At 58.1% G+C, this 13471-nt stretch carries 14 protein-coding genes; all 14 read left to right on the top strand.

Annotated elements, in window-relative coordinates; all coding sequences use genetic code 11:
* Positions 1-62 precede the first annotated feature (62 nt).
* A complete protein-coding gene (locus tag OEU85_RS04515) occupies positions 63-3521 on the top strand; it encodes a chromosome segregation SMC family protein (protein WP_262690257.1) in 3459 nt (1152 codons plus the stop codon).
* Positions 3522-3697: 176 nt separating this feature from the next.
* Entirely contained in the window at positions 3698-4054 is a 357-nt protein-coding gene (locus OEU85_RS04510; protein ID WP_262690256.1) for an AtpZ/AtpI family protein, read from the top strand.
* 39 nt (positions 4055-4093) lie between these two features.
* Positions 4094-4849, top strand: a complete 756-nt coding sequence (locus OEU85_RS04505) for a F0F1 ATP synthase subunit A (RefSeq protein ID WP_262690255.1) — start codon at positions 4094-4096, stop codon at positions 4847-4849.
* 66 nt (positions 4850-4915) lie between these two features.
* Positions 4916-5143: a F0F1 ATP synthase subunit C gene (locus OEU85_RS04500; RefSeq protein ID WP_020400691.1), complete on the top strand. Its 228-nt coding sequence runs from the start codon at positions 4916-4918 to the stop codon at positions 5141-5143.
* A gap of 120 nt (positions 5144-5263) precedes the next feature.
* The gene (locus OEU85_RS04495; protein WP_262690254.1) at positions 5264-5806 is read left to right on the top strand and encodes a F0F1 ATP synthase subunit B family protein; all 543 of its coding nucleotides are present in this window, start codon (positions 5264-5266) and stop codon (positions 5804-5806) included.
* Positions 5806-6312, top strand: a complete 507-nt coding sequence (locus OEU85_RS04490; protein ID WP_262690253.1) for a F0F1 ATP synthase subunit B family protein — start codon at positions 5806-5808, stop codon at positions 6310-6312. The genes OEU85_RS04495 and OEU85_RS04490 overlap by 1 nt, the downstream gene beginning before the upstream one ends.
* A gap of 133 nt (positions 6313-6445) precedes the next feature.
* The gene (locus OEU85_RS04485) at positions 6446-7366 is read left to right on the top strand and encodes a cation diffusion facilitator family transporter (protein WP_262690252.1); all 921 of its coding nucleotides are present in this window, start codon (positions 6446-6448) and stop codon (positions 7364-7366) included.
* Positions 7363-7719 (top strand): ArsC family reductase, encoded by a 357-nt coding sequence (locus OEU85_RS04480; RefSeq protein WP_262690251.1) that lies wholly within the window; start codon positions 7363-7365, stop codon positions 7717-7719. The genes OEU85_RS04485 and OEU85_RS04480 overlap by 4 nt, the downstream gene beginning before the upstream one ends.
* 9 nt (positions 7720-7728) lie before the next feature.
* Entirely contained in the window at positions 7729-8544 is an 816-nt protein-coding gene (locus OEU85_RS04475; protein ID WP_262690250.1) for a PhzF family phenazine biosynthesis protein, read from the top strand.
* A 68-nt stretch (positions 8545-8612) separates the two neighbouring features.
* Positions 8613-9155: an RNA polymerase sigma factor gene (locus OEU85_RS04470; RefSeq protein ID WP_262690249.1), complete on the top strand. Its 543-nt coding sequence runs from the start codon at positions 8613-8615 to the stop codon at positions 9153-9155.
* Complete coding sequence (locus tag OEU85_RS04465) at positions 9142-9522, top strand: DUF6768 family protein (RefSeq protein WP_262690248.1); 381 nt, start codon at positions 9142-9144, stop codon at positions 9520-9522. The genes OEU85_RS04470 and OEU85_RS04465 overlap by 14 nt, the downstream gene beginning before the upstream one ends.
* Positions 9523-9588: 66 nt before the next feature.
* A complete protein-coding gene (locus OEU85_RS04460) occupies positions 9589-10068 on the top strand; it encodes a glutathione peroxidase (RefSeq protein ID WP_262690247.1) in 480 nt (159 codons plus the stop codon).
* 110 nt (positions 10069-10178) lie between these two features.
* The gene (locus OEU85_RS04455; protein ID WP_262690246.1) at positions 10179-12074 is read left to right on the top strand and encodes an NAD(P)-binding protein; all 1896 of its coding nucleotides are present in this window, start codon (positions 10179-10181) and stop codon (positions 12072-12074) included.
* 19 nt (positions 12075-12093) lie between these two features.
* Entirely contained in the window at positions 12094-13461 is a 1368-nt protein-coding gene (locus tag OEU85_RS04450) for a sodium-dependent transporter (RefSeq protein WP_262690245.1), read from the top strand.
* Positions 13462-13471 lie beyond the last annotated feature (10 nt).

Raw genomic sequence — 13471 nt, 5'->3', positions numbered from 1 at the left:
TGGTCGGTGCCGGGGTGGGCGCCGTGGCTTTTGGTTTGAGTTAGGGGGAGTTTGGCGCAGCCATGCGTTTTTCGCGTTTGCGATTATCCGGGTTCAAGTCCTTCGTCGATCCGACCGAGCTTCATATCGAGCGTGGTCTGACCGGTGTCGTGGGCCCTAACGGCTGCGGTAAATCCAACCTTCTTGAAGCTATCCGCTGGGTAATGGGTGAGAACCGCGCGAAATCATTGCGCGGTTCGGGCATGGATGATGTGATCTTCGCCGGTACCGATAAACGCTCCCCGCGCAATATGGCCGAAGTTACCCTTGTTATCGACAATCAGGACCGATCGGCACCAGCCGACTATAACGACGAAGACTTTATCGAGGTTACCCGTCGGATCGAGCGGGAAAGTGGTTCCGCCTACCGCATCAACGGCAAGGACGTGCGCCAGAAAGACGTGCAGCTGCTGTTTGCCGACGCGGCAACCGGCGCGCATTCACCGGCGCTTGTCAGCCAGGGGCGGATCGGCGCGCTGATTAACGCCAAGCCACAGGATCGGCGCGCTATCCTTGAGGAGGCCGCAGGTATTTCCGGCCTGCACACCCGCCGCAAGGAAGCCGAAAGCCGTCTGCGGGGTGCCGAGGGCAACCTGACCCGCTTGCAGGATGTTATCCAGGCGATGGAAAGCCAGGTGCAAAACCTGAAGCGGCAGGCGCGGCAGGCGGTCCGATACCGCGATATTTCAGGCGATATTCGCAAGACTGAGGCCAGTCTCCTGTATCTCAAGTGGAAACTGGCGTCCGAGGAGGTCATCACGCTTGAGCGCACCATGCGCGAGGCGGAGAAAGCCACGGCGGAAGTCGCTGAAGTTGTTGCGCGGCTCTCGAAAGAGCAGACGGAAGTGGCGGCAACCCTGCCACCTCTAAGGGACGCAGACGCTGAGGCCGCAGCCACGCTGCAACGCCTGACCATCGAGCGCGAGAATCTGGAAAAGGAGGCGGAACGTCGGAAGGAGGCTGCGGCCAGCCTGCGCGCTGCGCTTGAACAGGTTGCCGCTGACCGTGCGCGCGAACAGGACATTGCAGGCGACGCCACAGCCGCCGTTGACCGCCTGAAGGCTGAACGCGAAAGGCTTGAAAAGGCGCGCGACAGTGAAAAAGCAAATGAGATCAAGGCGCGTGAGACGCTGGACGGTGCCGCGAAGGCAGCCAGCGCGGCCGAATCAGAGTATGACACCCTGTCCGAGCAGGCCGCCCAGGCCCGCGCCCGGCGCTCAAGCCTGGAAAGCGACAAGCTTGCCATCGCGCGCCGCACCGCGCAGTTGGAGGCAGAGCAGGTCCGGCTGAGGGGCGAGATGGACACGATCACCGCAGAGGATGAGGTGCTGTCAGCCCTGAAGGCGGCGGAAGGCGCTGTCGCCAAGCAGGAAGAACGGCTGACACATGCCGGTGAAGCGCTCTCTGGGGCTGAGGCCGCGACCCAGCAGGCCCGCGCCAGCCGAAACGATGCCGACGCGGTAAAATCAGAGCTTGAAGGCAGGGTGAAAACCCTTACCGGTGAGGTTACGAGCCTGAGACGCATGTTTGAAAGCGAGGGCGAGGGGGACGATGTGCCTGTCTCAGCCGATGTGCGGGCGGAGCCGGGTTTTGAAGTTGCCGTTGGTGCCGCGCTTGGTGACGATGCTGAAGCAGGTATGGCGGGCGACGCGCCCCGTTTCTGGGCAGCGCGGGATACGCTGCCGGTACCGGACTGGCCCGACGGCGTTGGCCCGCTTGCACCGCACCTTGAAGCGCCGGACGTGCTGGCGCGTCGCGTGGCCTATACCGGGCTTTTGAGGGATGGGGCAGATGGCGACCGTATTGCAAGCGCACTGAAGCCGGGCCAGACGCTGGTGTCCATGGACGGTGCCTTGTGGCGCTGGGATGGGTTCTGCCAGCGCGCGGGTGCGCCATCCGAAGCTGCGATCCGGCTTGAGCGCAAGAACAGGTTGGCCGCACTTGAGCACCAGCTTGAGGGCGCAGAGACAAAAGCGGCCAGCGCGGGAGCTGCTGCCGCGGCGGCAGTTGACGCACATCAGAAAGCGCGTGATGCGGAGGCCGCTCAGCGGCAGGTGCGGGGCGATGCGGAGAAGGCGCTGGGCGAGGCACGCAGGGCGCTTGTGAGCGCTGAGCAGGAAGCCAGCCGACGCGCAAGCAAGGTTGCCATGCTCAAGGACACCTTGGCCCGCCTTGCGGAAGAAGAAAAAGAAAGCCTCGCACGGCAAGCGACGATCGATGAGAAGGTCGCCGAACTGCCGCAGAACGCGAAGCTTGAAGAAGAACTGCAGGTGATGCGGAGCAAGGTTGAAGCGCTGCGTGCGGACCTGAGCCATGCGCGCGCCAGCTATGACAGCCTGCGCCGCGAGGCCGATGTCAGGAACGACCGTCTCAATGCCATCCGCACCGAATCGGGCGCGTGGGAACTTCGCGTTAAAAGCGCCAGTAAGCAACTCACGGCGCTTGACGAGCGCCAGGCGGATACCGAACGGCAACTCGCTGCCGCGGAGGCCAGCCCGGAAGACATGGAAGCGCGCCGTCAGGCACTTCTTGACGCCATCGATGTGGCGGACAAAACCCGGCGCGATACCAGTGACAAACTGAAAGCGGCGGAAGCCGAGCTGGCGCAGAAGGATCAGGCGCTCAAGGCGACAAGCGAAGGGCAGGCAACCGCGCGAGAGCGGCAGATCCGCGCCGAAGCTGCGGTTGAAAATGCTGTCAGCCGCCGCAAGGATATTGCCACACAAGTAGGGGAGCGTTTTGAATGTGCGCCGACGCATCTCCTTGAAAAAGTGGGGCTTGAAGCCAGTGACAGCCTACCGGATGCAAGCGTGCTTGAAAGCAGGCTTGATAAGCTCAAGCGTGAGCGTGACCGCCTGGGTGCTGTGAACCTGCGCGCAGACGAAGAGCTGACTGAAATTGACGAACAGCTCACGCATTTGACGAGCGAACGTGCCGACCTCGAAAACGCGATCGCCCGTTTGCGACAGGCGATATCGAATCTGAACCGCGAAGGGCGTACCCGCCTTCTGGCGGCATTTGAGGTGGTGAACAACCACTTTGGTGAACTGTTCAAGAGCTTGTTTGGCGGCGGTGCCGCTCACCTTGAATTGACCGAATCCGATGACCCGCTGGACGCAGGTCTCGAGATATTTGCCAGCCCGCCAGGCAAGCGCCTGCAGGCCTTGTCGCTGCTTTCGGGCGGAGAACAGGCGCTGACCGCCCTTTCCCTTATATTTGCGGTCTTTATTACCAATCCGGCACCCATTTGTGTGCTTGACGAAGTGGATGCACCGCTAGATGACGCGAATGTTGAACGCTTCTGTAACCTGTTGGATGAAATGATCGACCGTACCGATACACGCTTCCTTATCGTCACCCACAATGCGGTATCCATGGCCCGGATGAAACGGCTGTTCGGCGTGACGATGGCTGAAAGGGGTATTTCCACCCTGGTATCTGTTGACCTTGAGCGCGCGGAGGAATTGCGCGAGGCAGGTTAAGTGTTTGTTTTCATGAATATTCAATAAAAACAAACACTTAACTTATTTTTATTGGTTCTTGACACGGGTAGGGGCGTTCACTATGTTGCAGGCGCCTTTTATGGCGCTTCCTCGTTGAGGGGGTGGCCCGGCAGAAACGTTGGTCAAACGCGGTTTCACAAAGGGGGCAACAGGCGATGGGTTTGGACGATAAGGACCCTGAACTGACTTCCCTTGATGCGCGCTTGAGCCGCGCCCGTCAAAAGGCCCAGTCACACGATGCCGATGTACCGGCGTCGCCACTGGGAAGAGCCTTGACGATGGGCGTTCACATGGTTGTCGGTGTGGTCGTAGGCCTGATCCTCGGCGTCAACCTTGATGAGTGGCTTGGCACGTCTCCGCTTTTCCTGATTCTGTTTCTGCTTATTGGCTTTGGTGCGGGGCTACGGAATGTTATCCGCGATGCCATGCGCATGCAGGCTGATGCCAACCGCGAGATGGAAGCGGAGGCGCTGAAAAGGGCAAAGAGGGCTGATAAAGCCGACAAAGATTGACCGCGATCCGCATGATGCGGGTTGCCCTAAATAAAAGAGATGGTAGCCGTGGCAGGACCTCTTGAGCAGTTTAAAATCACCCCGTACGCCGAAATGGAAGTCGCCGGGGTAGATGCTTCCTTCACCAACAGCTCCCTTTGGATGGTTATTGTTGTAACCTCTCTCACCGTGTTTCTGGTGGGTGGCATGCGCAAAAGTGCACTGGTGCCAGGGCGCTGGCAGGCCATGGTTGAGATGGCGTACGAGTTCGTTGCCAATATGGTGAAAGAAAACGTGGGCCGCGAAGGCAAGCAGTATTTCCCTTTCATCTTCACGCTTTTCATGTTCGTGCTGGGCGGTAACCTTGCAGGTATGCTGCCTTACAGCTTTACAATTACGAGCCACATCATCGTGACCCTTGCGCTTGCGCTGGTTGTGTTTGCGGGTGTGACGCTCCTTGGTTTCATGAAGCATGGTGCCGGGTTTCTGAAGCTCTTTGTGCCTTCAGGCGTGCCTGTACCCCTGTATCTGCTGATTGTGCCGGTTGAGGTGCTGAGTTATTTCACGCGCCCTATCAGCCTGTCGGTACGTTTGTTCGCCAACATGATGGCGGGCCACATCATGCTGAAGGTGTTTGCCGGTTTCGTCGTCAGCCTTGGTGCTGCCGGCATCCTTGGCGCGGGCGCAGCTGTGCTGCCTTTCGCCTTCAATATCTTCCTTGTGGGTCTCGAGCTTCTGGTCGCATTCCTGCAGGCATATGTATTCGCCATCCTTTCCTGTATCTACCTGCATGATGCGCTGCACCCTGCACACTAAGGTTTCAGGAAAAAAGTTTAACTTAGAGATAATCCAAATCTTCTCATAAATGAAGGAACGAGAAAAATGGACGTTGAAGCTGCAAAAATGATTGGTGCTGGTATCGCAACCCTCGCGCTTGCCGGTGTTGGTATTGGTCTTGGTAACATCTTCGGTAGCTTCCTGTCGGGCGCGCTTCGCAACCCGTCTGCTGCTCCGAAAGTGTTCGGCAACTTGCTTCTGGGCTTCGCACTGACTGAAGCACTTGGCATTTTCGCCCTGCTTATCGCTATTCTGCTTCTCTTCGTCGTTTAATCCACGACGACTTGAGGCTCTGCCCCGGCAGGCTGCTTGCAGCAATGTCCGGGGCGACAGTGATCCGGCCATGGGCACCCTTGGTGTTCTGTGGTCATACTAAAGCGATTGAGACAGGCTATGGCACAAACGCACACCGAAGTGGCTGACCACGGGCAAGGTGGGCTTCCACAGTTCGACGCCACAACATTTGAGAGCCAGCTCGTATGGTTGTTCCTGAGCTTTATCGTTCTTTTTGTGATCGTGTCCCGCATGGCCCTGCCACGTGTGACAAAGGTTCTGGAAGAACGTGAAGAGCGGATTGCGACCGACCTGGATACGGCTGAGCGTCTCAGAAAAGAGGCTGAAGACGTGAAGGAGGCCTACGAGGCATCCGTTACGGAAGCACGCAAAAAAGCGCAGGAAACCATTCTGGCGACCAAGGAAAGCATTCAGGCGGATATTGCCAAAGCTCAGGCCGAGCTTGATGCGACACTCGGTGCTAAGGCGGCGGAGGCTGAAGCCCGTATCGACGCTGCCCGTGCGGAAGCACTGGCTGGCATCGATCAGGTGGCTGGCGAAGTCGCGGCTGCACTGGTCTCGAAGCTTGCCGGGATCGAAGTTGACAGCAAAGACACGACAAAAGCTGCGAAAGCGGCTCTCAGCGGCGTGAAGGGAGCTTAATGATGGCATCTGGCGTACCCTTTTACATGGACCCCACTTTCTGGGTGGCAGGTTCATTTGCTGTGTTTGTCGGCGGCGTTGTCTGGAAAAAGGCGCACAAAAATATCGCGGCGATGCTTGATGAGCGGTCGACGTCGATCCGTGCACAGCTTGATGAAGCGCAGGAACTTCGCGAGGAAGCCGAGAAGCTTCTGAACGAATATCAGCGCAAGCGCCGTGACGCTGAAAAAGAAGCAGCCGATATGGTGGCTCAGGCGAAGGAAGACGCGAAAATCATGGCAAAAGAAGCGAAAGCTGACATCGAAGCCATGGCTGCGCGACGCACCCGCGCCGCTGAAGCGAAAATCGCGCAGGCTGAAGCCCACGCCGTGAAGGAAGTTAAAGCAGTTGCGGTGAACGCGGCTGTTGAAGCAGCGTCTGCCGTGTTTGCAGACAAGCTGAAAGGCAAGGAAGGCGGCACTCTTGTTGACCGCGCGATTGCTGACGTTGAAAGCAAGCTGCACTAAGTATTTTCGAGTTTCGAGTATATTTTTACAGTACCGAATATTGAGGCGCCCCGCATACCAGCGGGGCGTTTTTTCTTGGCCGCGTGCGACGGATCGGCTACCCATCTCTCTTATGCGAGAGGAGCAAGCCGCCGTGACAAAAGAGCAAGCAGGCAGACTGATGAAAATGGCCACCTGGGCAGCGGTTGGCGTTGCTTCCACTCTCGTGGCAGCCAAGGCTATGGCGTGGTGGTTATCGGGCTCTGTCGCCATGTTGGGGTCACTGGCAGACTCATCGCTTGACCTTGCGGCGTCGCTCGTCACCATGTTCGCCGTACGCCTTGCCCTTATCCCGCCAGACGACGATCATCGTTTTGGCCATGGCAAAGCAGAGGCGCTGGCGGGCCTGTTTCAGGCAGCGGTGATGACAGGCTCGGCGGTCTATATATCCCTTGAAGCGGTGTCCCGCATATGGGAGCCGGTGATGCCTGAGCGCTCCGACCTTGTGATCGGCGCATCGGCGCTCGCAGTTCTCTTGTCGCTTTGCCTTGTATTGTTCCAGAGTTATGTGGTCAGGCAGACGCGGTCCATCGCCATTGCTGGCGACCATCTGCACTATAAGGGCGACCTGCTGCTGAACAGTTCTGTCATCGCTTCGGCACTCATCTCCAGTACCGGCTTCCTGTATGCTGACGGTATTTTTGGCGTGCTGATTGGCGGATATATCCTCTATGGTGCTTATGAAGTCGCTAAACCGGCGATCGATATGCTGATGGACAAGGAATTTGAGGACGAGGAACGTGAAATCATCTTCAATGTGGTGATGGGGCACCCGGAGGTGCAGGGGCTGCACGAGCTTAAAACGCGATCGTCCGGCCGAGATCGATTCATCCAGATGCATATTGAGGTGCCCGGCGAGATGACAGTGGACGCTGCCCATATTATTGCGGATGAGGTCGAAGCAACATTGAGCGAGTATTTTCGCGATACTGAAATTTTCATCCACATGGACCCGCCAAGCCCCCAGTCGGACGCGCTCACAGTGCGGGAGTTGATGCGAGAGGAAGACGCATGATCACACTATACGGCATCAAGAACTGTGACACCGTCAAAAAGGCCCGCAAGTGGCTTGAGGCCGAAGAGCTGGAGCACAGGTTTCATGATTTCCGGGCAGATGGGCTTGATGCTGGCCAGATGGCCCGCTTCATGGATGGAATAGGTTACGAAGCGCTTCTCAATACACGGGGCACCACCTGGCGCAAGCTGGATGACGACGCAAAGGCCGATATGGATGCCGGTAAGGCTGCGGCCCTGATGCTTGAACATGAGGCGCTGATCAAGCGGCCTGTGTGGGAAAAAGGCGGTGACTATCGCTTGGGGTTCGCTGCCAAGGACATGGACGCCCTGGAGGCATGGCTTAAAGCCTGAGGGAGCCAGATGACCGAGATAGCCTTCTATCAGATAGATGCCTTCACCGACCGGGCCTTTACCGGCAACCCGGCGGCGGTGTGCCCTATGCCCGCTTTTCTTTCAGACAGGACGATGCAAGCCATCGCGGCCGAGAACAACCTTGCGGAAACCGCCTTTATCGTGAGACGCGGGGCAGGAAACTATGACCTGCGCTGGTTCACCCCCACGGTTGAGATTGAAATATGCGGGCACGCCACGCTCGCCAGCGCGTATGTGGTTTTCAATCATCTCGAGCCCGACCTGAGCAAGGTCCGTTTCGAGACCCGGTCCGGCACCATGGCTGTGACGCGTGAAGCGGATGGCAAGCTGTGCCTTGATTTCCCCAATTATAAACCCGCCCCTTTTCCTTGCCCCGAGGGGCTGGGGGCGGCGATGGGCGCCGAACCGGATACTGTGTTGAAAAGCGATGAGGGAGACCGTGACCTTTTGCTTGTCTATGGTTCCGCCGCCGATATTGCTGCGTTGGTGCCTGACCAACTCGCGCTCAGGGCATTTGCGCCATACGGCTTTATCGCAACGGCACCGGGCGACGGCGACGCAGACTTTGTCTCGCGCTGTTTTTTCCCCAACCATGGCATACCGGAAGACCCGGTCACAGGCTCCGCACACTGTGTGTCCGCGCCATATTGGGCCGACCGCCTTGGCAAAACGCAGTTCTTTGCGCGCCAGGTATCCCTGCGTGGGGGTGACCTGTGGCTTGAGGTTGGTGCGTCCCGGGTGAAAATGGCCGGCTTTGCGGTTGAGGTGATCCGTGGCAGCCTGCACCTGCCGGAAAAAATTTGACCCTTACGTGAACCTTTTCCCGTTCTGTTGCGTCCCTAGGGAATAGAAAAGGATGCACCAGGATGCCCATGACCGATACCCGCGCAGAAGAAGATCTGCTTGTTCTGGAGGCAAAGGGGGGATGCAGGCAGGCTTTCGCCGGTCTTTTCAAGCGCTACAACCTGCCGCTCACACGTTTTGCTTACCGGCTGTCCGGAGATAGTGGGCTGGCGCATGACGCGGTGCAGGAAGCCTGGGTCAGCCTTGCGCGGAATCTGCGCACAATGGAAGATCCGCGTGCTTTCCGTGTCTGGATATACCGGGCGGTGCGATGGCGGCTGGTGGATTTGGTGCGCAGGCGAGGGGACATTCCTGCCTCGCTTGACGATGCCAACCTCGAAACAGGTTCCGGAGAGCCGGAATTGGCAACCAACGATCAGCTCAACTACCATATGGCCCTGCTTGGTGCCGGTGACCGCGTTGTGCTGACGCTCTTTTATCTTGAGGACATGAAGCTTTCAGAAATGGCAGCGGTGCTGGAGGTTCCCATCGGCACCGTCAAGTCACGGCTTCATCGGGCCCGGGCCCAGTTACGACAGCAAATGACAGGAGACAATAATGAACAACCTTGATGAACGTATCCGTGAGGAGCTTGAACGCGAAACCGACGAAATAGATGAACTGCTTGCCAGTGAAGACGGCCTGCCGGATATGGTGGCGGCCGCGTTCACTGGCGGTCTGCGACGCTGGATGTGGCTCACCGGCTTCATCACGCTGGTGGTTACCGGTTTCATGGTCTGGTGCGGCTACCGCTTTTATGTGGCGGCAGGACTGGATGACCGGGTTTTCTGGGGTATCTGGTTTATCGTGACGCTGAACGCGCAGGTGGCGCTCAAGCAGTGGCAATGGCTTGAGATGAACCGCTCCTCCATGATGCGGGAGATCAAGCGGCTTGAGCTGGTGGTGGCGAAATTGGTACGTGCGCGGCATGACGGCTAGGCTGGGCTTGCTATCCTTATGCCTTGCGCTACCATTATGGGGCATGAAGCATAAGGGAGCACGCCAATGACAACGGTTCACGATTTCACCTGCGCACGCCTGAGCGGCAAGGACGAAGACCTGAGCGACTATAAGGGTAAGGTCTTGCTGATTGTGAACACGGCGTCCAAATGCGGATTCACGCCCCAGTTCGAAGGGCTTGAAACACTTTATAAGGACCTGAAGGACAAGGGCCTTGTTATCCTTGGTTTCCCCTGTAACCAGTTCGGTAGCCAGGATCCCGGCAGCAATGATGAGATTGGCGAATTTTGCCAGGTCAACTATGGTGTCAGCTTTCCGATGTTTGCCAAAATTGACGTGAACGGCGAAGGTGCCGCCCCCTTGTACAAGCACCTGAAGGCACAGAAAAAGGGTGTCTTGGGCACAGAAGGCATCAAGTGGAACTTCACCAAGTTTCTGGTCAATAAGGATGGTGATGTGGTCAAACGCTTTGCACCAACCGACAAACCCGAAGCCATCCGCAAGCACATTGAGGTACTGCTGTAATCTCGTGCGATAATGTGATCACATTTCTCTTTTGCTGTTTGCGTAAACGCGATATGCTCCCGCGTGGTGGCGCTAGGGGTAGCGCCATCTTGTGAGGGGAAAGGGATATCATGTCCAAGCTCAGGGGCATCAACAGACGCGATTTTTTGAACGGCGTGGCGCTAACGGGCCTTGCCGTGGGCTTGAGCCCGGTGGCGGCAATGGCCGAAGGGCTTGTGAAGTCAGACGGTGTATGGACATATCCACCAGCCAAAACCGGCATGCGCGGCAGCCACGTGGGCAGCTTTGAAGTGGCCCACGCCATCTCGTGGGAAGGTAAAACCTACGAGCGGCCTGAAGATGCGACAGACGGGCTTTATGATCTTGTGGTCGTGGGGGCTGGTATCAGCGGGCTGGCGAGTGCTGTGCTGGCGCAGGAGAAGCTGGGTACGGACGCCCGTATCCTGATCATCGACAACCATGATGATTTCGGCGGCCATGCCAAACGCAACGAATTCAACGTAGACGGTAAAATGCTGGTCGGTTATGGCGGGAGCCAGACGCTTGAAGGACCAGCGCATTACAGCGAAGGCTCACGCGCGTTTCTTCAGGCACTGGGCATCGATACGGAAAAATTCTACCGTTATTTTGACCAGACCTTTTATGAACGGGCCGGCCTTGGTGTGGCTGTGCACCCAAACCCGGACCGTTTCCCTGGCGGTGAGATGATCCCGGTGGGACCGGGGGGCGGTTCGTCTGCTGTTTGGGCAGCCTATGACGCTGATGGAAAAAAGCGTGTCGCCGCCATGATCGGGAAGCTGCCGCTTGGTGCGGAGGACAAAAAAGCCCTGCATCGCTGGCTGGTGGACCAGCCCGACTGGCTGGCGCACATGAGCCGCGATGAGAAGGTCGACTATCTGCGCAGCCATTCCTATGAGCACTGTATGCAGGAGTTTGGCGGGTTTGGCGAGGATGCGCTTGCGCTGATGCGCAATGAGATGACCGGCCTTTGGGGTCTTGGCTGGGACGCGATCTCGGGCCTTGAAGCCTTGCGGCTGGGCCAGGGCGGAACGCTTGGTCTGGGGCTGGACCCTCAGGCGGTGCCCAAACCGTATCATTGGGACGAGCCCTATATTTTCCACTTCCCGGACGGCAACGCAGGCGTTGCGCGCCTCGCGGTTGCCAAGCTGATCCCCGACGCGCTGCCAGCGCACACGATGGAAGACGAAGTGCTGACCCGCGCACACTATGACCGGCTTGACGGGGCTGAAAACAAGGTGCGCATTCGCCTGTCTTCAACCGCTGTGCAGGCGATGAATACCGACAAGGGCGTTGAGGTCACCTACGTGCGCGACGGCAAGGTAGAACGCGTGGAAGCGCGCGCGGGCATTATGGCGTGTTATAACCATATCCTGCCGTTCATCATGCCCGAACTTGGTGAAAAACAACGCGAACTGCTGGATTGGCCCGAGAAGGTACCGCTTGCCTACATAAACGTGGCGCTGAGGAACTGGCAGGCCTTCAAAAACGCCGGTGTACATTATGTGTTCACGCCCGGTGCCCTGTTCTCCAACTATTCGCTGGATTTCCCGGTTTCGATGGGCGGCTATTCTTTCGCCGCCAAGCCCGAAGATCCGATCATGCTGCATATGACCTATGTACCAACATCTCCGGGCCTGACCTCGCGCGAACAGCACAAGGCGGGTCGCTATGAGATGTATGCCCTTACGTTCGAGGACTTCGAGACCGCCATTGTGAATGAGCTCACCCAGGCCTTCGGCCCTTATGGTTTTGACGCAGAACGCGATATCGCAGGCATTACAGTCAACCGGTGGCCACACGGCTATGCCTATGAATATAATGAGCTTTATGACGGCGACTGGAGCCCGCAAAAAGGCCCGCATATCGAGGCGCGCAAGCCGGTCGGCAAATTAGCCATCGCCAATTCCGACAGTTCCGCCTACGCTTATGTCAACGGCGCAGTTGACGCCGCAATCCGCGCCGTGGACACACTGTACGGAGCATAAAAGCGTAAGGGGAGAGCGCATGCAGGCGAAGGGGGCCTACCCGTCCTTCACATCACGGCTGGCATTTATCATTGCAGCGGCAGGGTCCGCCGTCGGACTGGGCAACGTTTGGGGTTTTACCTATGTCGCTGGTGCCAATGGCGGCGGCGGTTTTGTGCTTATTTACCTGCTTGCGCTGGCGTTTGTGGCAGGGCCCGCCTTCATGGCGGAAATGCTGATTGGCCGCATGGGCAAGGCCAGCCCACCCACAGCGCTTGGTGAACTGCAAGCCAGCATTGGCGCGAAGCTCAGTTGGCCCACCATAGGCTGGATTGGCCTTGTGGGCACGATCATGGTGCTCAGCTTTTATGCCGTGATTGCCGGGCAGGCGATGTATTACGGCCTGATCGCGCTTCAGGGCGGGTTTGCTGGCTGGCCCGAAGGTGCGGTTGTCGCGCTGGACGCGGACTTCAAAGCTGACCCATTGGCCATGGCCTTATGGTCCGCGGTCTTCATGGCCTTCACAGCGGCCATCGTTTCCTTCGACATTCGCACCGGGATTGAGCGCGCGGGCAAGGTTATGATGCCCACCTTGTTTGTTATGCTGATCGGGTTGGTGATCTATAGCGGGCAAACCGGCGATATGGGCCGTGCGGTCGATTTTCTGTTTGGTTTTCATGAGATCAATTTCACCTCGCGCCTGTTCCTCGAAGCTGTAGGACAGGCGTTTTTCACCCTTGGTGTGGGGGTGGGCGGCATTATGACCTATGGCTCCTACATGGGCGATGACGTGAAACTGCCGCGCGCCACCTTCTGGATCGTGGCGATGGACCTGTTTGTAGCGCTTGCCGCCGGGCTTGCCATCTTCCCGCTGGTGTTCGCCAGTGGTGTGGAACCTACGGCGGGACCGGGGCTTGTGTTCCTGACCCTGCCGATCATCTTCACCGAAATTCCCGGCGGCGCCTTTGTTGCCTTTGCTTTTTTCCTGCTGTTGACCTTTGCAGCGGTGACATCATCCATTTCGCTGCTTGCTCCCACGGTGGCGCGCATGACGGAGGGCCGCACCGGGCGCCCGTTTGCTGCCTGCCTGATGGCGGGTACAGCCTTTATTGCCAGCCTTGCCACGGTATATTCCTTCTCGGACGGACGGGAAGTATACCCGCTTGCAGCCCTTGGCTTTGACGGGCTGACGGCCTTTGACCTGATCCGCGAAGGCGTCAGCAACTTTATCCTGCCGCTTTCCGGCCTTGCCTATTGTCTGATCATCGGCTGGGCGCTGAGACGCGATGACGTGCGTGCAGCCTTGCCGATGGCGGATGGCAGGCTATTTACCCTCTGGTACATGGTGGTGCGCATCATTGCGCCGCTGGCCATCACCGCACTTTTTATCGGTGCGGTGTTGGGCTGATTACCGGAAG

Origin of the sequence: Kordiimonas aestuarii (genome assembly GCF_025574465.1) — a bacterium.
Classification (GTDB): Bacteria; Pseudomonadota; Alphaproteobacteria; order Sphingomonadales; family Kordiimonadaceae; genus Kordiimonas; species Kordiimonas aestuarii.
The sequence above is the reverse complement of the archived record's forward strand: the minus strand, read 5'-3'. Positions and strand labels throughout refer to the sequence as shown.